The following is a 20,706-nucleotide window of genomic DNA, read 5'->3' on the forward strand; positions in this document are numbered from 1 at the left end:
CCTATCCTATAAAATATAACGACTAAGATCTTTATCAGCAACGATGTTACCAATTTTGTCTTCAACATAACTTTCAGTAATTGTTATGTCACCCATTTGCATATCTGGACCCTCAAATAGTAAATCTTCAAGTAATTTTTCAAGAATTGTATGCAGTCTGCGTGCACCAATATTTTCAGTATCGTGGTTAACGTTGTAAGCAATTTCAGATATTTTCTCAATTGCTTCAATTGTAAATGTCACATTAATATTATCAGTGCCAATTAAAGCAATATATTGTTTAATTAAGGCATTATGAGGTTCTGTAAGAATTTTAACAAAATCTGCTTGGCTCAAATCATCTAATTCAACTCGAATTGGGAAACGACCTTGAAGTTCAGCAATTAAATCGCTAGGTTTACTTTCATGAAAAGCACCTGATGCAATAAACAAGATATGATCAGTATTAATAACACCATATTTAGTTGAAATTTGAGAGCCTTCAACAATTGGTAAAATATCACGTTGTACGCCTTCTCTAGAAACTTCACCACTATTTTTTTGAGATTTTGAAGTAATTTTATCAATTTCATCAATAAAAATAATTCCAGTGTTTTCAGCACGTTCAATTGCAGCTTGATTGATATCTGCTACATTAACTAATTTTTTTGATTCTTCACGAATTAAAATTTTACGGGCTTCTGCTACGGTTAACGTTCTTTCTACTTGGCGTGTTGGTGTTAATGCACTTAAGGTATCTCCTAAGTCGATGCCCATTTGTCCCATCATGCCATTCATACCAGAAGGCTGTTTAGGTTCATCAACTTTAATTGTCACTTCGTTATTTTCTAATAAACCACGACTTAGTTGTTCCGATACAGATAGTCGTTCATTTCTAATGTCGTCAGTGACCTCCTCTTCATCTTTTGCATCTAATCCGGCAGGTATTTGACCTTTTTGAATTTGAGACATCATTTGCATAAGATTAACATTCTCGGCTTTTTTTTGTTTTTTAATACCTGGAACTAGAAGTTTTACAAGTCGTTTATCAGCCATACGTTCAGCTGCGCCTGAAACACGGCCATATTGAGCATCTTCTTCTAATTTAATTGACACGTCAACCAAGTCACGTACCATTGATTCAACATCACGTCCAGCGTAACCAACTTCAGTGAATTTTGTTGCTTCAACTTTAATAAATGGTGCTTCAAGCATTGTTGCCAAACGACGAGCAATTTCAGTTTTACCTACACCAGTTGGCCCAATCATCATTAAATTTTTAGGTGTAACATCTTTTTGCATTGATTCAGAAAGTTGCATCCGACGATATCTATTACGTAATGCAACAGCAATGGCCTTTTTTGCATCATTTTGACCGATAACGTATTGATCTAGTTCTGTAACAATCTGTTTTGGTGTTTTATCACTTATAGTCATAAATTTACCCGCTTTCTATAATTCTTCTGAGATGACATGATGGTTAGTAAAAATATCAATATCACCGGCAATATTAATTGATGCCTCAGCAATTTCTTTAGCTGACATATCAGTTGTATGATGCTTAAGTGCCTTTGCAGCAGACAAAGCAAAATTTCCGCCAGATCCGATTGCTAAAATGTCATCGTCAGGTTCAATTACTTCTCCACTACCAGAAACTAATAACATTTCATTACTGTTCATTACAATCAAAAGTGCTTCTAATTTTTGTAAGGATTGTTCACTACGCCAATCCTGAGCTAATTCAACTGCTGCACGTTGTAAATTACCACTAAATTCATTTAATTTTTTTTCAAATCGTTCTTCAAGATTAAATGCGTCGGCAACGCTACCAGCGAAACCAACAACTACTTGATCGTTATATATGCGACGAACTTTTCTAGCAGTCCCCTTCATAATAACTTTTTCACCCATTGTGACTTGGCCATCACCGGCCATTGCACAGTGACCATTATGCTTAACGGCACAAATTGTTGTTGCATGAAATGAAACAGTTGCCATAATAAACTCCTCCATGTTACTCATTTATTGTATAAAAAAACTTCATTGAACGCTACTACTGTAGCACAACAATGAAGTATAACTCAATTATTTTATCAGATATTTCATAAATATTTAAAGACTTGGTTTAACAATTGCTAAATGCTCTAGAGCACGATTTGCAACCGCTTGATTTTTTTCTTGTTTATCTCGAATTTTTGTGCCTAATTTAGGGATAATACCAAAGTTAGCATTCATCGGCTGAAAATGTTTACCACTGGCATGTGTTATATAATGGGCCATAGCTCCCATCACAGTTGTTTTAGGAAGTACGACTAGCTCTTCTCCTAAAACAAGATGTGCGGCATTGATCCCTGCTAATAATCCACTTGCAGCACTTTCTACATAGCCTTCAACACCTGTCATTTGACCAGCAAAAAATAAATCATTTCTAAATTTAGACTGATATGTTGGTTCCAGTGTATCAGGAGAACGCATAAATGTATTACGATGCATAACACCATAACGAACAAATTCAACATTTTCTAAACCTGGAATTAGTGAGAAAACATTCTTTTGTTCGCCCCATTTAAGATGCGTTTGGAAACCAACAATATTGTATAAGTCACCGACTGCATTGTCTTGACGCAATTGGACAACGGCAAAAGGTGTTCTACCAGTCTTAGGGTCTTCTAATCCAACTGGTTTTAAAGGGCCAAATAACATTGTTTTAGCGCCTCTTCTAGCCATTTCTTCAATTGGCATACAACCTTCGAAAAATTTTTCATCTTCAAAATCATGCATTTCAGCAGTTTCGGCCCCTATTAGTGCCTTATAAAAGGTTATAAATTCCTCTTTAGTCATTGGACAATTAAGGTATGCAGCATCACCTTTATCATATCGTGATTTTAAGTAGATTTTATCCATATTTAATGATGATTTTTCTAAAATTGGTGCAGCTGCATCATAAAAATAAAGTCCCTCACTACCATTTAATTGTTTAATTGATTCTGCTAAACCTGATGATGTTAAAGGACCTGTCGCAACAATTGTTGGACCTTTTGGTAGTTCAGTTAACTCTTCATTGATAACCGTAATATTTTCATGATTTTTAACTAAATCAGTTATCTCACCAGAAAATTTATCACGGTCAACGGCTAGCGCACCGCCAGCCGGAATTGCATTATGGTCAGCTGACTTCATAATAACTGAATCTAACTGTCTCATCTCTTCCTTCAAAAGACCAACGGCATTCGTAATTTGATTAGCTCTTAAAGAATTCGTACAAACTAGTTCAGCAAAATTCTCAGTATGATGCGCTGGTGTCATTTTGATAGGGCGCATCTCGTATAAATTAACATGAACTCCTCGCTTGGCAATCTGCCATGCAGCTTCACTACCGGCAAGACCAGCACCGATTACATTAACGCTAGTATTTTCCATTATATAATCCCCCTGCTAGTTAGATTCAATTATTTTTGAACCGCTTCTTCATAGTCACAATTACTACATTTGACTTGTTTTCCACCTTTTACTTTTTTCTCAATTAAATAATGTTGACATTTTGGACATTCGCGACCAATAGGTTTATCCCATGATACGAATTCACAATCTGGGTATCTTGAGCAACCATAGAATAAACGATTTCGTTTAGATTTACGTTCAATTACTTCCCCTTGCTGACACAATGGACAAGTTACACCAATTTCTTTAACGATTGCTTTTGTATTACGACAATCTGGAAAACGCGTACATGCAAAAAATTTACCATATCGGCCCATCTTAATAACCATCGGTGACCCACAAATTTCACAATTAAATCCAGCTGGTTCATCTTTAATTTGAACTTTCTCAATTGTTTCTTGGGCATGTTCAACATTTTTTGAAAATGGTTTATAAAAATCATCAACAACTTTAACCCAATTTTCGTCTCCGACTTCAATGTTATCAAGACCTTTTTCTAATTCAGCAGTAAATTTAACATTCACAATATCACTAAAATAAGCTTCAATCATATCATCTACAATTTCACCCAGTTCAGTTGGTTCAAAACGCTTAGCAATTAATTTCACATAATATCGACGTTGAATAGTATCCAAGGTTGGTGCATACGTTGATGGACGTCCAACACCATTTTCTTCAAGTGTTTTAATTAAATTTGCTTCAGTGAATCTAGCAGGTGGCTGAGTAAAATGTTGGTTAGGCTGATTTTTAGCTAACTTAACATGATCGCCAACTTTTAAATCCGGTAAAATATTATCAGTCTTTTTGTTATCCTCATAAATTTTTGTATAACCTGCAAACTTAGTCTTTGACCCAGAAGTATGATAAGTAACGCCATTTTGTTCAATAGATACAGACATTGTATCCATTACAGCTGGTGTCATTTGACTGGCAACAAATCGCGACCAAATTAATTTATATAACTTCATTTGATCATTACTTAAATAATCCTTCATTGAAGCAGGTGTACGTAAAACAGAGGAAGGTCTAATTGCTTCATGTGCGTCCTGTGCACCTTCTTGTAATTTACCTTTGCGTGGCTTAATAGCTGCATAATCTTCACCATACTTTTCGTGTAAAAATTGAGCAGTTTCATGTTTGGCAGTCGTAGATACACGAGTCGAGTCGGTACGCATGTAAGTGATTAAACCAACAGTACCCTGTTTTCCGAGATGAATTCCTTCATATAATTGTTGTGCAACCATCATCGTTTTTCTTGTACGAAAGTTTAATTTTCTATTAGCATCTTGTTGCATTGTACTTGTAGTAAATGGTAAAGCTGGAAATCTTTTACGTTCTTTTTTTGTGACAGCGGTGATATCAAAATCTTGTTTTGTATCAATTAATGCCATTACTTTTTTAACATCTTCATTATCATGAAGTGCTTTTTTCTTTCCCTTAATACCATAAAAAGCTGCATCAAATTTCTCTTTACCTTTTTTAAATTCAGAATCAATAGTCCAGTATTCCTCTGGTATAAATGCACGAATTTCTTTTTCTCTATCAATAATTAAATTCAAAGCAATAGACTGAACTCGACCAGCACTTAAGCCTTTTTTTATTTTAGCCCATAATAAAGGACTAATTGAATAACCAACTAATCTATCTAAAATACGGCGAGCTTGTTGTGCATCAACTAAATTCATATCAATTGATCTAGGATCATTAAAAGCATTTTTAACTGCATCTTTTGTAATTTCATTAAAAACAACACGATTTTTGTCCGTGATATCTAAATCTAAAATATGAGATAAATGCCATGCAATTGCCTCGCCTTCACGATCAGGATCGGCTGCTAGATAAACATTTTTAGCTTTTTTAGCTTCTTTTTTTAAACTTTTAATAACATCGCCTTTACCACGAATTGAAATGTAATGAGGATCATAGTTGTTTTCAACGTCAACTCCCATTTTACTTCGTGGTAAATCTCTAATATGTCCAAGACTAGCGACAACATGGTAGTTGCTGCCTAGGTATTTTTCAATTGTTTTAGCCTTAGAAGGTGATTCAACAATAACTAGATTTTTTTTTGCCGGCGTTCTCTTTTTCTTTTTGGTTACTGGCATAATTGAACTCCTTCGTAGTATTTATATTGTAAGCAATAACATTTTTAAAATCGTTAGTAATCTTAAAGCATATTAGAGAGACTTGTCAAGCGTAACTAGTTTTCATAGAACTCTGCAAGTATCTGTTCACCGTTAATAATCGGCATTGCACCGGCTATTATTAGTTCATTACACCCAAGTGAAAGAGGACTAATAATTGATCCGGGTACAGCTAGTACTGTGCGATTTTCTTGCAATGCTAAATTGGCAGTTATAAGACTACCACTATGGTGTTTAGCCTCTGTAACTAATAAGCATTCACAAAGGCCTGCAATAATTCGATTTCTTTCAGGGAAATGATTACGTTGTGGTCCTGTATTCAGTCCGTACTCAGATAATAAAAGTCCCTTTTTGCTAATTTCAATTTGTAAATCTTCATTAATTTTTGGATAATAAATATTTAAACCTGTCCCAATAACAGCAATTGTATCTGCTCCGTTAGCTATTGTAAATTGGTGTGCCAAGGTATCAACGCCGGCTGCTAATCCGCTTAAAATTACCTTATCATTTTGGATACTATTTGGTAATAATAATCGTATTACTTCTATTGAGTAGTCAGTTCTTTGCCGAGCACCAACAACAGCAAGTGATTGTCGATTTAATAATTGCGTATTTCCTCGCATAAAAAGAACAATTGGTGGTCGATAGCATTCTTTTAGTCGATACGGATAGTCCTCATCAATAATAGTCACAATTGTTGAATGTAACTTATTGGTAATAACCTCATTTTTCAATGAAATACTAGTGTAAGCTTTACTGAAACTAGCTATTTTTTTACTATTTAAATTTAAAATGGATTTAATTACATCTAGAGTTAAATCAGTACAACTTGGATTCTGTTGTAACCAATCAAAAATTTTATTTTCGCCAATATACGTTATTTCAGAACATAGTCTAAGTTTAATTAAAGTGTCTCTTATTGTCATTGTTTCTCCTTATTAGTCATTAATACTAATAAGGTACGCAATTTATTTCATTATTTTTTTAGAATAGATTTAATTGGTTCAAATGTTCGACGATGAATTGGAGTGACTCCTAATTTGCTAAGTCCTGCTAAATGTTTTTTAGTTCCATATCCATCATTATGATTGAAATCGTATCCTGGATATAATTCATTGTAAAAGTTCATGAGATGATCTCGGTAAACCTTAGCAACGATACTAGCAGCAGCAATACTAGCACTTTTAGAATCGCCTTTAATGAAACTTTCCTGCGGAATATCGCTATCAATCGTCATAGCATCAATCAATAATTGTTGTGGTTTCACGTCCAATGAATTAACAGCTTCTAACATAGCAATTCTTGATGCTTGATATATATTAACTTCATCAATTGTTTGATTATTTATCACAGATATACCAACTGAAACAGCTGTAGCTAATATTTCAACGTATAATGCTTCACGCATAGATGCAGATAATTTTTTCGAATCATTCACGTCAATTAGATTGAAATTATGAGGTAAAATAACTGCTGCACTAACAACTGGACCAGCTAACGGTCCTCTTCCAACCTCATCAATACCAGCGATGTAAGGAATACCATTCTGCCATAGGTCTCTTTCTATTACTAACCTACGATTAAATAATTCTTGGTGTTCAACTAGTTTTTTTTGTCTATTATTATATTGGATTAAAAGCTTAATAACTCCTTTGCGAGAGTCTTTAGCTATTTCTTGCATAAAATTATCCGATGGATTATTCAATAAATGTTCTTTTACTTGAGAAATTGTAAATTTGGTCACAACTATTCGCCACCCAATTGAGGGATTTCTAAGGTATAACGACCAAGTTTACCTTGTCTAATATCAAATATAATTCTCTCACTCGCACGATCATAATCTTCTTTGAAACCCATTTTTTTTGTTAAATCTAATAATAAATCAACATTACTTAACTGCATTTGTTCATCCGTTAATTTATATTTCTCTTGTAATGCCTTTGGATTTGTTTGTTTAAAATGTTCTAACCCGTATAATGCAATGTCATCTTTTGCATATAAAGAGTCTTTTATTGCTCCTGTTAAAGCAAGACGTTTACCGATTTCTTGATCTTCAAATTTGGGCCATAAAATACCTGGTGTATCTAAAAGAGACATTGATTTTCCGGCTTTTAACCATTGCTGTGCTTTTGTCACCCCAGGTCTATTTCCAGTTATGGCGACATTTTTACTTAACAAATGATTTAGTAACGTCGATTTTCCAACATTCGGAATTCCGATACACATTACCTTAACTCGTTGTTGGAGGATACCTTTACTTTCTCGTAACGCTATTTTATCTTTTAAAACAACGTTAATTTTTTTCTCGATAGCGTTAAGTTGTCCGTGTTGACTATCTACTGCAACTGCCGGAATTCCTTTGTTTTCATAGTACTGTAGCCAACGTGCAGTAACGTTCGGATCGGCCATATCTTTTTTTGTTAAAACCATAATATGAGGTTTTGTTGCAAGTAATTGCTCAAGTTGCGGATTTCTAGATGATTCAGGCAATCTTGCATCAACTAATTCAAGTACGATATCTACTAAGTTTAATTTTTCCTTTACTAATCTTAAGGCTTTTGCCATATGTCCTGGGAACCATTGGATTACTGTCATTTAAATTCTCCTTGTTAAGCCAAGTAAACTTTTAATTAACTTGCTTAATTCTTTATATTTAACTCTCTTAATCAGAATACCTTAATTTGTGCACAAAAAGAAGAGAGTTCCGCTATTTAGTTTCGCCCTCTTCAGTCTTTTATTAATTTGTTAACGATTTAATTGCCGCATCATAGGCAGGATCATTTTTTGAAATTTTTTTCTGAACTAATGTTTCAATTTTTAAAGCAGTATCTTTGTTAACTTCGCCCGTTTGAGTTAAAGTATTTTCTTTTTGTAACATTTTTACTGCATTAACCGTTGATGTACCAAAGTAACCATTATTTTTGTCTTTATAATAATTAAGTGCGCTTAAGTAAACTTGAATCGTTTTAACTTGAGGTGTAACGTCTTCATATTTATATGTTTTATCAGTATTAATTAGTGGTGAATAAGCATACGCAGGATAATCAGCTGAAATAGTAGGCTTAATCCCTTTTTTATTAATCCAAGAACCATCAGGTGTTAGCCATTTAGCAATGGTAACTTTTAATTCTGTTTTATCTGTAAAGGTATTGATTGTTTGGACGGTACCTTTTCCATAAGATGTTGACCCAATTAATTTATCATTACCAGATTGGTTAAGTGCGGCTGCTAAAATTTCAGAAGCACTTGCACTATCTTTATTAATGACAACAGCTGTTTTTTCTGTGACTTTAAATCCTGAGTCATATTTTTTACCAGCCTTATATACTTCAGGAGAACCCGTTTTGCCTTGTACCTGCATAATTGTTTGACCATCTTTTAAGAACATTGATCCAATCGCTAATGCTTGATCCATAAGGCCACCTGGATTATCACGAACATCAATGACAAACGATGTAGCGCCATCTTTTCTAAGTGACTTCACTGCAGATTTGACTTCGTTAGATGTATCCTCAGAAAATGTACTAATTTGAATATATCCTACTTTTTTATTCTTTTTCGAAATACTACTATAGACTGTTTTAACAGGAATATCATCTCGTTTTATTGAAACATTAAATGTTGATGAATCACGTTTAATAGTTAGTTTCACTATTGTTCCTTTTTTACCTCTAATTTTTGAAACAGCTTTTTCTAAACTGAGACCATAAATAGATTTACCATCTATTTTTTGGATAATATCATCTGTCTTCAAACCAGCCTTTTTAGCTGGTGTTCCTTTAATAGCTGAAACAATCTGAATATTTTTCTTGCTAATTTTGACTTCAGCACCGATTCCAACAAATTTACTAGAAATAGTTGAATTTAAATTAGTCGCATCTTCTTTACCTAAATAGGCCGTAAATTTATCTCCAGTAGAGTCGACCATACCATTGATAGCCCCATCGACTAATTTTTTCTTACTGATATTTTTATAATAAGAATTATTTAGTGCCGAATAAACAGACTCAATTTTGGCTAAATCTGAACTAGTCGTTTGTAATGACCCAACTAATGTATTAATTTGACTAATTGCAAAAAAATACATTGCAGCAGCTCCGACTATAAAAGATAAACAAATTGACCCTATTAAGGTCCAAAAATGACGACCAAATCTAAAACGTTTTTCTTTTTTATCTTTTTCCATAATTTAATTCCCCACTAATTCATTTTGTCTAAATATCGGGCCCAAGCGTCATCAAAAATTGTCATTGAAGGTAAATATCCTGCATTTAATTCAAGATAATTAGAAAGAAAGTCATACTTATCTGACAATTTAGGAAAACTTTGATCATAAAATGCATTATTTGCAAATTGGGACACCTCATCCGTACCGTGATCATTGCGTTCGGTCATTAAAAATTGATAAAATGTTTGTCTCATAAATTGATACCTCATTTAATTTAAAGGGATAGAAACATCGAATTTAAAAACATTCGTTTTTAAATCAATTTTGGTTGCACTAGCTTGTATACCATTCTCAATATCTAGTTTTTTTAAGTTAAGCATAATTGTTTGTTCTTTGCTATTAATCGTAATCCAATTTGGTAAATCATATGCATTTTTTACATAATCCATTATAAACTTTTTAGGAACTGGTAATGAACCTACAGCAACAGATTTTGCTTTTAACAAGATATTACCATCATCTGTTACAACTGGATCTGAATATAATGTGAATGAAATATTTTGTCCTAAAATTTTTGTTGTGCCCATTAATATAGCAGATTTATCTACTAAAAACCGATATTTAATTGATTGACCTTTTTGAATTGATTTTAAATAATAATTAATGGTTCCGTTAAGTTGTTCCTTGTTCATTTCCACGCTTAGTTCTGTTCTTTTTGTTGCTTTTGAAGTGGTTTGAGTTGTTAGTGTCTTTTGATCTTGGGATTGGTTCATAATACTAACGGAAAAATAAAGTAGTACGCCAATCAATAAAGAAAATAATATGATAAACGCAACTTTCCATGCGTTAAAAGTGGTTGATGTTTTTTCTGTTCTTTTCGGCATAATTCTCCTCATTATTTAAATAAATGATGTTCTTCCATTGATTTGAACAACAAATCAGTCATTTTTTTATAACCTTTTTTATTTGGATGAAAATGATCAGTTATAGAAATATAGTTATTTTTTTCATCTTTTTCTTGCAAGACACTTTCAAGATTAAAACTAGATAAATCAGATAAGTCTGAGCTACCCAAAGTCTTGGCTAATTTACTTGTTTTACCATAATATTGTCCTTCAGAAAGCTGTTTTTCAACACTAACAAAATAACTATTTTTATCATTTTTAACAACCTTGTTGGTTACGTTATTCCATGATTTAACAATCGTTTTCATACTACTCATTTCGGGGAAATAAACGTAAAATGGGTTATACACTCCTATAACGTAGATAGGCGCGCTATTATTATATTTTCTAATCTCTTTAAATAAATCATTTAAATTTTTTGTATAAGTCATTTTTTCAGTATCAATAGCTTTATTTAACTTATCAGTATCATTAGATAAAATGTTTTTTTGTATAACCTGTAATAGGTCATTCCCACCAACTGTTAATGTAATAACAGTGGCTTTTTTTAACGTTTTTTGCATTTTGGGTTGTTTCTTTAATCTGCTATAAATTTGATCACTTCGATCTCCTGATAAGCCAAAGTTAGAGGCAGTTACTTTCATATTTTTATCAGTATTTATTTTTTCTGTAATTAATGAAACGAATCCACCTTTATTCGTTTCATCTCCGACACCCTGCGTTAAAGAATCACCAAGGGATACTAGCTTAAGAGCTGTTTTTTTATGGGGCACTGTTATTAAAGAATGATTCGAAAAATGGCCGGTTGCAAACCACAGCCCACTAAATATAAGACCACTTAGTACTAAAATACTTAAAATAGTAATGGAAAAGCTTTTAAAAAATTTCAAAAAATCATTCCTTTATTTAATTAAAAAAACCGGACAAAAACAGCTGTTTTTGGACCAGTTTAAAAATAATTATTTAATATATTAGTCTTTATCTGTGTAGAACATCACTGCAAAAGCCCCTGGACCACCATGCGTCGCAATAATAGGTGCTGTCTGTCGAACTAGAATATCAACTTTTGGGACTGCTGTTTGTAATAAATCGCGAACTTCAAATGCCTTTTTTTCATTTCCAGCATGAGAAATACCTACTGCTTTAACATTAGGTGTACTTTTTAATTCTTCAACTAAATCTGCAATAAATCTGTTAACCGTCTTCATACCACGGCCTTTATTTTTAATTTTTAATTCGCCATCAATCATTTCCAAAATAATCTTCATATTTAAAACACTTGAAAGAACACCAGTTAATCTTGATATACGTCCACCTTTGACCAGATTATCCAGAGTCATAACGGCCATATTTAGAGTTGAATTCTTACGGATTTCAGAAATTTTTGTTAAAATATCATCCATTGATGCACCTGAATTTGCTAACTTAGCAGCTGCTAAGACTTGAAAAGCCATACCTCGATCAGTAGAACGAGTATCAACAACGGTTACATCGGATTGACTCATTTCTGCAGCTTGCTCTGCAGTATGAACTGTACCACTAATTTGGTCAGTCATGTTAAGTGAGAGAACTTGGCTACCATCTGCCCCAAGACTGTCAAACATTTCTACAAAAGTACCAATTGGTGGCTGACTTGTTTTAGGTAACGTTTTTGACGTTTCCATTTTAGTCTCAAATTCGTCATTTGTAATTGATTCACCTTCAACGTAAATAGTATCATCAATCATAACGCTTAGAGGTATAATGCTAATGTCATTTTCTTTTATTTCATTATCTGTTAATCCAACAGATGAATCCGTTATTATTTTAATTTTTTTCATGTTTCTTCATCCACACTTTCTTAACAAAAGTTTTTAATCATGATACAATAATGTCACTATAAACTTTTCTATTTATAATGTCTAGTATATCAGAATTACTGGTCTATTTCACATAGAAATTGATGACTGAGGTGTTTTTTTGGAACATAATTACAGTAGAAGGTATCTCATCTTAAATGAGGTATTAAACGCGGTAACTCATGGTATTGGTCTTGGGTTAAGTATAGCGGGATTGATTTTTTTACTTATTAAAGGTGCTCATAATGGTAGTGCATTAGAAATTACCTCGTATGCTATATATGGTTCATCTTTGGTACTGCTGTACTTAACTTCTACCCTATTTCATAGTTTAATATTTACACGAGCAAGAACTGTTTTTCAAATCTTCGATCATAGTAGTATCTATATTCTGATAGCAGGTACTTATACGCCTTATTGTCTTCTCTCTGTTGGTGGGGCATTAGGTTGGACACTATTCGGAATCATCTGGATGATGACCGTTTTAGGAATTATTTATAAATCAATTTGGTTGGGTCATTTTAAAACAATTTCAACCATCATTTATCTAATTATGGGCTGGCTTTGTTTGAGCGCAATGATGCCACTTTATAATAGCCTCGGTACAATTGGGTTCTGGCTACTTGTTTCTGGTGGCATTGCGTTCACAATCGGCGCTGGAATTTATAGTATAAACGGTGTTAAGTACTTACATGTCGTTTGGCATTTATTTGTGATGTTAGGTACAGGATTAATGTTTTTTTCTATTTTATTATATACTTAAAGTTAAAAAGCGAAGACACATCCGTATTGGATATGTCTTCGCTTTTTAATTATTTTTTATCATAAATTCTAAATTCATGATCATATACATTTTTTTTGTCAATCATTCCCGGAATCGTTTCAATTAATTTCCAATGAGTATAATCAATAGGAATCATCATCACATCACCATCAAACGTAGCGTTAATTTTTGTTTGATACAATCTATTAACTTTTACATACATTTCAGAAAATAATGTTGCGCCACCAATAACAAAAATATCTTCAGAATATGTTTCTAATAAATCATTCAACTCTGGTATTGAATGAACAATCTTTAGAGTATCTGTTTCAACTAAATCGTTTTTACTTGAAAGAACAATATTAATTCGATTTGGTAATAGTCCCGGAAAACTTTCAAATGTATTTCTGCCCATAACAACGACCTTATTAAGCGTTGTTTTCTTAAAAAATTTTAAATCATTTGGTAAGTACCAAGGTAGCTTACCCTTATATCCAATATGATGTTCACTGTCTTCAGCCCAAATAAAATTAATCATTATTGACTCTCCTTAAGTAAATATTAAACTGCAACAGGCGCTTTAATAGGTGGTGCAGGATTATAGTCTTCTATTTTAATATCCGTCATATCGTATTCAAAAATACTATTTTTATCAGGATTTAACCATAATTTTGGCATGGGTTGCACTTCACGAGAAAGTTGTTCCTTCACTTGTTCTATATGATTATTGTAAATATGGGCATCGCCTAATGTGTGAATGAATTCACCAACTTCAAGTCCAACCTCTTTAGCAATTAGATGAGTTAATAACGCATAACTTGCAATATTAAATGGTACACCTAAAAAGACATCGCCACTTCTTTGATATAATTGACAACTTAATTTACCATCAGCCACATAAAATTGAAATAACGTATGGCAAGGTGGTAATGCCACATTTGGTACATCTTCTGGGTTCCAAGCGGACACAATTAATCTTCTAGAATCAGGTGTTTTTTTGATTGCTTCAATAACATCTTTAATTTGGTCAATCGTATCACCTTGTCTAGTTTTCCAATTACGCCACTGACTACCATAAACGTCACCTAATTCACCAAACTTTTTTGCAAATTCATCGTCTTCAATAATTTTATCGCAAAAAAGGTTTTTCTGTACTTCATATTCTTTTTTAAAATCAGTCTCTAAAAGTGATCGATGTCCAAAATCAGTCATATCTGGACCCATATACTGAGAACTTTCAATGTAATTTTTAAAAGCCCATTCGTCCCAAATATGATTCTTATGTTTCAATAAATATTGGATATTAGTATCACCTTTTAAGAACCACAGTAACTCACTCTTAATTAAACCAAATGGTACTTTTTTAGTTGTTAGTAGTGGGAATCCTTGACTTAAGTCAAACCTCATTTGATAGCCAAAAAGACTTTTAGTTCCCGTTTTTGTACGATCAGATTTATCATTTCCGTTCATTAAAATATCACGTTCAAGTTGCAAATATGTTTCTTCCATACGAAAATTACCCCTTTTCTGCATATTTACCTAAATAGTCCCAACGATTCATCTTTTCTTCAATTTCATCATCTAAATTATCAATTGACACTTGTAGTTCACTTAATGCTACAAAATCATTGCCATTGATATTCGACATATCACTTTCAGCTTTTTCTTTCTTAGCTTCTAAATTATCAATTGTCTGTTCAATTGTTTCAAATTCTTTTTGTTCAGCATAAGTTAATTTAACTTTTAATTTATCGTCAGAAATGGTGTCGTGTTCGATAATTTTTTCTTTTTTTGATATTGATACGGCATCATCCAGTGATTCTTTAGCAAGGTACGATGTAAATAATCCAGTATAACGATTAATTTTAGCATCGCCTTCAAAAATAAGTAATTGATCTGCAACTTTATCTAAAAAATATCTATCATGTGAGACAGTTATAACTGCGCCATTAAAAGATTCTAAATAGTCTTCAAGTACTGTTAATGTTCCAATATCTAAATCATTTGTAGGTTCATCTAGTAATAAGACATTTGGTTGTTGCATAAGTAATTTCAAGAGATAGAGTCTTCTTTTTTCACCACCGGATAGCTGTCTAATTAATGTCCCATGCATCGATCTTGGAAAAAGAAACTGCTCTAAAAGTTGTGTTGTACTTATTCGTTCGCCATGTTTATTTTCGATATTTTCACCAATTTCATTTAGATAGTTAATCATTCGTTTATCGCCAGGTATGGGTTCAGTTTGTTGCTGGTAATAACCTAATTTAACCGTTTCGCCCATTAGTAATTCGCCAGAGTTAAGTGGTAATTTTCCAGCAATTGCATTTAGTAAACTAGATTTACCAGCACCATTTTTACCGGTAATCCCGATTCTATCGCTCGCCTGAATCAACTCACTAAAATGATCAATAATTTTATGATTTTCTAAGACTAAACTAGCTTCTTTTAGCTCAATAACCTTTTTACCAAGCCGCTGTTGGCCTAGTCCAATTGAAACATCTTGATCAATTTGTAATGAATTCATATTTTCTTTTAAATCGTTAAAACGGTTAATTCGTGCTTGTTGTTTTGTTGATCTAGCTTTTGCTCCAGTACGCATCCAAGCTAGTTCCTTTTTATATAGCTGTTGTTCTTTATGCTCAGCGGTAACTTCCTGGGCAACTCTTTCAGCCTTTTGAGCAACGAAATCTTGATAGTTACCTTCATACGAGTGTAATTTACCAAATGATAGTTCTAAAATCTGGTTGGCAATTTGATCTAAAAAATACCGATCATGAGTAACAACAATTAAAGCTCCTTTGTACGTTTTAAGGTAACTTTCTAGCCATTCAATAGAACTAAAGTCCAAATGGTTTGTTGGTTCATCAAGAATTAATAAGTCAGGAGCTTGTATGAGTACTTGAGCCAAGCCAACTCTTTTTTTCTGTCCACCAGATAAGGTTGAGACTTTTTGTGTTAAATCCGTTATTTGTAATTGCGTTAGAATTGTTTTAACGTCATTATCGGCATTCCATGCATCTTCACGATTCATACGATCTTCCGCATCTGAGTAACGTTGCTGTAATTTTTCATCTTCAGGATGTTCACTATAGGCTGTTAAAACAGCTTCATAATGACGAATTGTTTCAAAAATAGGTGAAGCTCCTTCAAAAGCGGCTTCCATAATTGTCATATCATCATTTAATTCTGGTATTTGTTTTAAATAACTCATACGATAGTTATTTGGTTTAATTAAATCTCCTGAATCAGCTGGGTCAAGGTCTGTTAATGCATTTAATAACGTTGTTTTCCCTGAACCGTTAGTTCCAATCAATCCGATTCTATCTTTTTCATTAACAATAAAATTTAAATCATCAAATAATGTTTTTTCGCCGTATGTTTTCTTTAAATGTTCTACCCTCAGTGTTTGCATGTAATCACTCTCTTATCTAATTGATTCTCTTTTATAATTTGTATTACTAAGCATGTTTTGTAAAAAAAGAGATTAAATGATATTTAATCTCTTTTTTTACGCTAATTTTAACATTAGTTGCTTAGCCACTTTTAATAATTGAGTTGATTCGTTTGGGACTTCTTCTAGTAAAATACGATTTTCCAATATGGATAAAATTTGGCCTAATTTTTCACCTGGTTGAATACCAACATCTTTTATTAACTGTCGTCCATTAATTGCCATGTCTTTTTTAGACTTAATTGGAAGTGCAGTATAAGCAACTGTCAGCATTTCTGCATCTAAATTACTATTAAATATTGCTGCAACTTCATTTGCAATTAATAATAATTCTAATCCAGTTTCATACATCAGTTCTCGATTAACGGAATCATGAATAATACCGTTAAGTGCTTTGATAACTATTTGAACGTGTGTAATTAACTCATTTGAACTTTTCCATGAGATTAGAAAATGATTAATATTAGTTTCTGTTATCTTTAGAACATGAATAATTAACGACCAAGCAGCTACTTCTGATGTAAGTTTAATTGATTGCATTTTTGACATATCAGTTAGTTCCGATAAATAATTATTAAATTCGGGACAATATTTTACTAAATCTGATTCAACAAAATGTCGAAGTCCAATTTGAGGATTTTTTCCCAACAGTAATTTAATAAATTCAATATGAATCCGTTCAATAGCAATCTTTTTCAATAGTGGTGCATGTTTATTTAATGCTTTCTTCGTTTCCATTTCGATTGTGAAATCTAATTGGCTTGCAAATCTAATTGCCCTCATCATTCGTAAAGCATCTTCATTAAAACGTTCATCAGCAGTGCCAACAGCTCTAATGATGTGATTTTCTAAATCTTGTAGTCCGTTGAACAAATCAATAATCCGTCCATCATGTGTCATTGCTAAGGCATTGATTGTAAAATCACGACGTTTTAAATCTTCTTCTAAAGAGCGTACAAATTCAACATGATCTGGACGTCTAAAATCTTGATAAGTTGATTCTGTTCGAAATGTGGTGATTTCATAACCTTCTCCATGATCTAAAACCATAACAGTCCCATGTTGAATACCTGTATCTACCGTCTTATTAAAAATTTCCTTAATTTCCTCAGGGTATGCACTAGTGGCAATATCAATATCATGGATTGGTAATCCTAAGATAGTATCCCTAACACTTCCTCCGACAAAATATGCTTCAAAACCAGCATTTTCAATGGCTTTAATCACTGGTTCAGCATTAATGAAATCATCCGCAAGATTGGAAACTATCATAATATATTTTCCAATCCAACTAGTAATTCTTTATATTGTCCAATTTTTTCAGTAGCTAATGCAACACCAGACATGAATGAAATACGGTCAAATGAGTCCTGACGAATAGTTAATGCTTCACCCTCGCCACCAAATAAGACTTGTTCATGAGCAACATAGCCTGGTAAACGGACACTATGAATTCTCATGCCTTCAAAGGCTGCACCTCTCGCACCTGGTAATGTTTCTCTTTCATCAGGGTTGCCTTGAATTTTAGGTTTACGAACTTCAGCAATTAATTTTGCGGTATTTAAGGCTGTACCACTTGGAGCATCCAATTTATTATCATGATGCATTTCAATAATTTCAACGTCAGGTAAATACTTAGCAGCTTGTTGCGCAAATTGCATTAATAAAACAGCTGAAATACCAAAATTAGGAGCAATCAATCCACCTAATTTTTCTGTTTTACATAATTGTTTAAGTTCAGCTATATTATTTTCCGATAAACCCGTAGTCCCAATAACTGGTGACATATGTTTCGAAATAGCAAATTTAGTATTTTCGAAAACAACACTTGGGACAGTAAAATCAATCCAAACATCGGAAACTACGTTTATTTCATCTAGCTTATTGAATATTGGGACATTCTCTGTCTTATAGTCAGTAATTTCATTTATATTTTTTTCTGTAGCTGTAGTACTATAGACTCCAACTAATTCAAATAATGGATTTTCTAAGATCATATTTGTTGTAGTGGCACCCATTCGTCCTTTAAATCCAGCAACCAAAACTTTAATCATAGTAATCCTCCTCATCTTTAATTAATACAATCTAGTTTAACAGATTTATACTAGATTTAAAATGATAGTCAGCAGACATTCATCGATAATATGGTATGATATTTATATTGAATTTATTTCAGGGGGTAGAACTAATCTTAAAAAATGAACGAATTAAAATAATCGATTTAGTAATGATTGCGTTAGGTTGTTGTTTTTATGCATTTGGATTAGCAACCGTTAATATAACAAACCATCTTGCTGAAGGTGGTATAACCGGAGTTACTTTAATTTTACGTTATTGGTTTCATATTGATCCTGCGTATTCAACAATTGCAATTAATGTTCCATTAATCCTTATTGGTTACCGTTTTTTAGGTAAACGATCATTAGTCTATACTATATATGGAACAATAATGTTATCTCTTTTCTTATGGATTTGGCAACGTGTTCCGATTCAAATTAATGTAAATGATGATTTGTTTTTAGCAGGTATCCTTGCTGGTGCTTTTGGTGGCCTTGGGTCAGGCTTAGTATATCGTTTTGGTGGTACTACTGGTGGAACTGATGTAGTGGCTCGAATTTTTGAAAAAACACGTGGTATTCAAATGGGTAAGACAATTCTTGCCCTTGATATTGCTGTTTTGGTCATATCACTTAGCTACTTAGATTTAAGGCATATGATGTATACCCTACTAAGCTCATATGTTTTCTCAAAAATTGTTAACTTCACTCTTGAAGGTAGTTATTCTGGACTTGGCATCTTAATAATTAGTGACCAATATCAAATTATAACTAATGAAATTTGGGATAAATTAGGCAGAGGTGTTAGTTACATCAATGGTGAGGGATCTTATTCTCGCCAAAATAAAAAAATGATTTATGTTGTTATCAACCGTAATGAACTTCATCAGTTGAAGGAAATATTACAAAACCAGGATTCAAATGCTTTTGTTTCAATTAGTAGTGTTAATGAAGTACTGGGACAAGGGTTTAGTTTTAATCGACAAAAAAAGAATAAAATCACTAATATCACTAATATCTTTAATAAATGATTGGTCTTGCGCACTGCGATTTTTGCAGTGCGCTTTATTAGTGTGATATAGTTAAAGTAACTTATTGTTTATTACTAAAGGAGGCAATTAAATGAATTATCCCTATCAAAAAGCTTTTAATTTATCATTAGAATCCAACTCTTTGTCCCCATCAACAATTTTAGAATATAACTACGATATTCATGATTTTTTTAACTATCTTCTAAATTTTAATGATGCATTCTCTAATTCAATAATGGTTGAAACTATCTTAGAATCAGACGTTCGTCAATATTTAACTATGCTTCAAGATAAAAGAAATATTAAAAATTCAACATATACTAAGGTTTTATCGCATCTGAATGGTTATTTTAAATATTTATTTACCCATCAGATAAATACTCATATTCCAACATTAATGTTAAAAGGGAAAAAAAATATCGCAAATTCTGTTATAACCTTCAATTGGTTAATAGACTTCGACTCTTATCTTTTAAATTCAGAAATTAGCTACTATTCTCGACTTGTTTTATTAATGACACGGCATTTCTTTAAAATTTCAGAAATCTTACAACCTGGTTTTTTCGTTAGCTTTAAACAATTAACATTTACGGAAACAGAGGAATTATTTTTGAAGCAATTCAATACCTATATTAAACAACTACAAATTTTACAAAACTCCAACGATTGCTTTTTAAAACTGCGTAAAAATGTTGAAGCACCTTTATTATCTTTACCTGGTCTACATAAATTTTTAAAGAAAGATTTACAATTTATTGCGCCAAATGTTTCACCACGTCTGCTGTACCAGTCAGCTATTTGTTTTTCTATTCTCACTAACAATACGATGACAGATTCAGAAATTATGATGACGTTAAGAATTGATCCAAATTCACTTTTATACTACCGTCATTTAATTATTGAACAAAAATTAATCATATAAACCTTAA

General features: G+C 32.6%; 20 protein-coding genes. 3 read left to right on the forward strand and 17 right to left on the reverse strand.

The window, feature by feature from the left end; genetic code table 11:
- Positions 1 to 6: 6 nt before the first annotated feature.
- The 12 genes from hslU to AC1RPJ_RS03150 all read right to left on the reverse strand — a co-directional run bounded on the left by hslU (position 7) and on the right by AC1RPJ_RS03150 (position 12,457).
- The gene (gene hslU / locus AC1RPJ_RS03095; RefSeq protein WP_409022533.1) at positions 7 to 1,416 is read right to left on the reverse strand and encodes an ATP-dependent protease ATPase subunit HslU; all 1,410 of its coding nucleotides are present in this window, start codon (positions 1,414 to 1,416) and stop codon (positions 7 to 9) included.
- A 15-nt stretch (positions 1,417 to 1,431) separates the two neighbouring features.
- The gene (gene hslV, locus AC1RPJ_RS03100) at positions 1,432 to 1,977 is read right to left on the reverse strand and encodes an HslVU peptidase proteolytic subunit (RefSeq protein ID WP_409022532.1); all 546 of its coding nucleotides are present in this window, start codon (positions 1,975 to 1,977) and stop codon (positions 1,432 to 1,434) included.
- A 114-nt stretch (positions 1,978 to 2,091) separates the two neighbouring features.
- Positions 2,092 to 3,399, reverse strand: coding sequence for an FADH(2)-oxidizing methylenetetrahydrofolate--tRNA-(uracil(54)-C(5))-methyltransferase TrmFO (gene trmFO / locus AC1RPJ_RS03105; protein ID WP_481761326.1), 1,308 nt, complete (start codon positions 3,397 to 3,399; stop codon positions 2,092 to 2,094).
- A 29-nt stretch (positions 3,400 to 3,428) separates the two neighbouring features.
- Positions 3,429 to 5,525, reverse strand: a complete 2,097-nt coding sequence (gene topA / locus AC1RPJ_RS03110) for a type I DNA topoisomerase (RefSeq protein ID WP_481761327.1) — start codon at positions 5,523 to 5,525, stop codon at positions 3,429 to 3,431.
- Between the two features lie 95 nt (positions 5,526 to 5,620).
- A complete protein-coding gene (gene dprA / locus AC1RPJ_RS03115) occupies positions 5,621 to 6,490 on the reverse strand; it encodes a DNA-processing protein DprA (protein ID WP_481761328.1) in 870 nt (289 codons plus the stop codon).
- 50 nt (positions 6,491 to 6,540) lie between these two features.
- Positions 6,541 to 7,308: a ribonuclease HII gene (locus AC1RPJ_RS03120; RefSeq protein ID WP_481761329.1), complete on the reverse strand. Its 768-nt coding sequence runs from the start codon at positions 7,306 to 7,308 to the stop codon at positions 6,541 to 6,543.
- 2 nt (positions 7,309 to 7,310) lie between these two features.
- The gene (gene ylqF, locus AC1RPJ_RS03125; RefSeq protein WP_481761330.1) at positions 7,311 to 8,159 is read right to left on the reverse strand and encodes a ribosome biogenesis GTPase YlqF; all 849 of its coding nucleotides are present in this window, start codon (positions 8,157 to 8,159) and stop codon (positions 7,311 to 7,313) included.
- Positions 8,160 to 8,301: 142 nt separating this feature from the next.
- Positions 8,302 to 9,750, reverse strand: a complete 1,449-nt coding sequence (locus tag AC1RPJ_RS03130; RefSeq protein WP_481761331.1) for a S41 family peptidase — start codon at positions 9,748 to 9,750, stop codon at positions 8,302 to 8,304.
- A 14-nt stretch (positions 9,751 to 9,764) separates the two neighbouring features.
- Complete coding sequence (locus tag AC1RPJ_RS03135) at positions 9,765 to 9,986, reverse strand: YozE family protein (RefSeq protein WP_409022525.1); 222 nt, start codon at positions 9,984 to 9,986, stop codon at positions 9,765 to 9,767.
- A 15-nt stretch (positions 9,987 to 10,001) separates the two neighbouring features.
- Entirely contained in the window at positions 10,002 to 10,616 is a 615-nt protein-coding gene (locus AC1RPJ_RS03140) for a YpmS family protein (RefSeq protein ID WP_409022524.1), read from the reverse strand.
- Positions 10,617 to 10,627: 11 nt separating this feature from the next.
- Entirely contained in the window at positions 10,628 to 11,527 is a 900-nt protein-coding gene (locus tag AC1RPJ_RS03145; protein WP_481762178.1) for an SGNH/GDSL hydrolase family protein, read from the reverse strand.
- Positions 11,528 to 11,608: 81 nt separating this feature from the next.
- On the reverse strand, positions 11,609 to 12,457 hold the full coding sequence (locus AC1RPJ_RS03150) for a DegV family protein (RefSeq protein WP_481761333.1): 849 nt from the start codon (positions 12,455 to 12,457) through the stop codon (positions 11,609 to 11,611).
- A 139-nt stretch (positions 12,458 to 12,596) separates the two neighbouring features.
- Between AC1RPJ_RS03150 and trhA the strand changes: the two genes are divergently transcribed.
- Positions 12,597 to 13,238 (forward strand): PAQR family membrane homeostasis protein TrhA, encoded by a 642-nt coding sequence (gene trhA, locus AC1RPJ_RS03155; protein WP_481761334.1) that lies wholly within the window; start codon positions 12,597 to 12,599, stop codon positions 13,236 to 13,238.
- 49 nt (positions 13,239 to 13,287) lie between these two features.
- Here trhA and AC1RPJ_RS03160 read toward each other — a convergent pair whose 3' ends face one another.
- The 5 genes from AC1RPJ_RS03160 to dapB form a co-directional block, all read right to left on the reverse strand.
- Positions 13,288 to 13,776 carry a dihydrofolate reductase gene (locus AC1RPJ_RS03160; protein ID WP_481761335.1) on the reverse strand — a complete coding sequence of 163 codons (489 nt, stop codon included), beginning with the start codon at positions 13,774 to 13,776 and terminating at the stop codon, positions 13,288 to 13,290.
- Positions 13,777 to 13,799: 23 nt separating this feature from the next.
- Positions 13,800 to 14,747 carry a thymidylate synthase gene (locus AC1RPJ_RS03165; RefSeq protein WP_481761336.1) on the reverse strand — a complete coding sequence of 316 codons (948 nt, stop codon included), beginning with the start codon at positions 14,745 to 14,747 and terminating at the stop codon, positions 13,800 to 13,802.
- Between the two features lie 7 nt (positions 14,748 to 14,754).
- Positions 14,755 to 16,650 carry an ABC-F family ATP-binding cassette domain-containing protein gene (locus AC1RPJ_RS03170; protein WP_481761337.1) on the reverse strand — a complete coding sequence of 632 codons (1,896 nt, stop codon included), beginning with the start codon at positions 16,648 to 16,650 and terminating at the stop codon, positions 14,755 to 14,757.
- A 96-nt stretch (positions 16,651 to 16,746) separates the two neighbouring features.
- The gene (locus tag AC1RPJ_RS03175) at positions 16,747 to 17,961 is read right to left on the reverse strand and encodes a CCA tRNA nucleotidyltransferase (RefSeq protein WP_481761338.1); all 1,215 of its coding nucleotides are present in this window, start codon (positions 17,959 to 17,961) and stop codon (positions 16,747 to 16,749) included.
- A complete protein-coding gene (dapB, locus tag AC1RPJ_RS03180; protein WP_409022516.1) occupies positions 17,958 to 18,743 on the reverse strand; it encodes a 4-hydroxy-tetrahydrodipicolinate reductase in 786 nt (261 codons plus the stop codon). Before dapB ends, AC1RPJ_RS03175 begins: the two co-directional genes overlap by 4 nt.
- 173 nt (positions 18,744 to 18,916) lie before the next feature.
- Here dapB and AC1RPJ_RS03185 point away from each other — a divergent pair, with 173 nt between their 5' ends.
- On the forward strand, positions 18,917 to 19,777 hold the full coding sequence (locus AC1RPJ_RS03185; protein ID WP_481761410.1) for a YitT family protein: 861 nt from the start codon (positions 18,917 to 18,919) through the stop codon (positions 19,775 to 19,777).
- Positions 19,778 to 19,868: 91 nt separating this feature from the next.
- Positions 19,869 to 20,699 carry a site-specific integrase gene (locus tag AC1RPJ_RS03190; RefSeq protein ID WP_481761339.1) on the forward strand — a complete coding sequence of 277 codons (831 nt, stop codon included), beginning with the start codon at positions 19,869 to 19,871 and terminating at the stop codon, positions 20,697 to 20,699.
- The last annotated feature ends 7 nt before the right edge of the window (positions 20,700 to 20,706 follow it).

The sequence above is a fragment of the Dellaglioa sp. CoH-57-MRSF-17 genome (assembly GCF_056782015.1).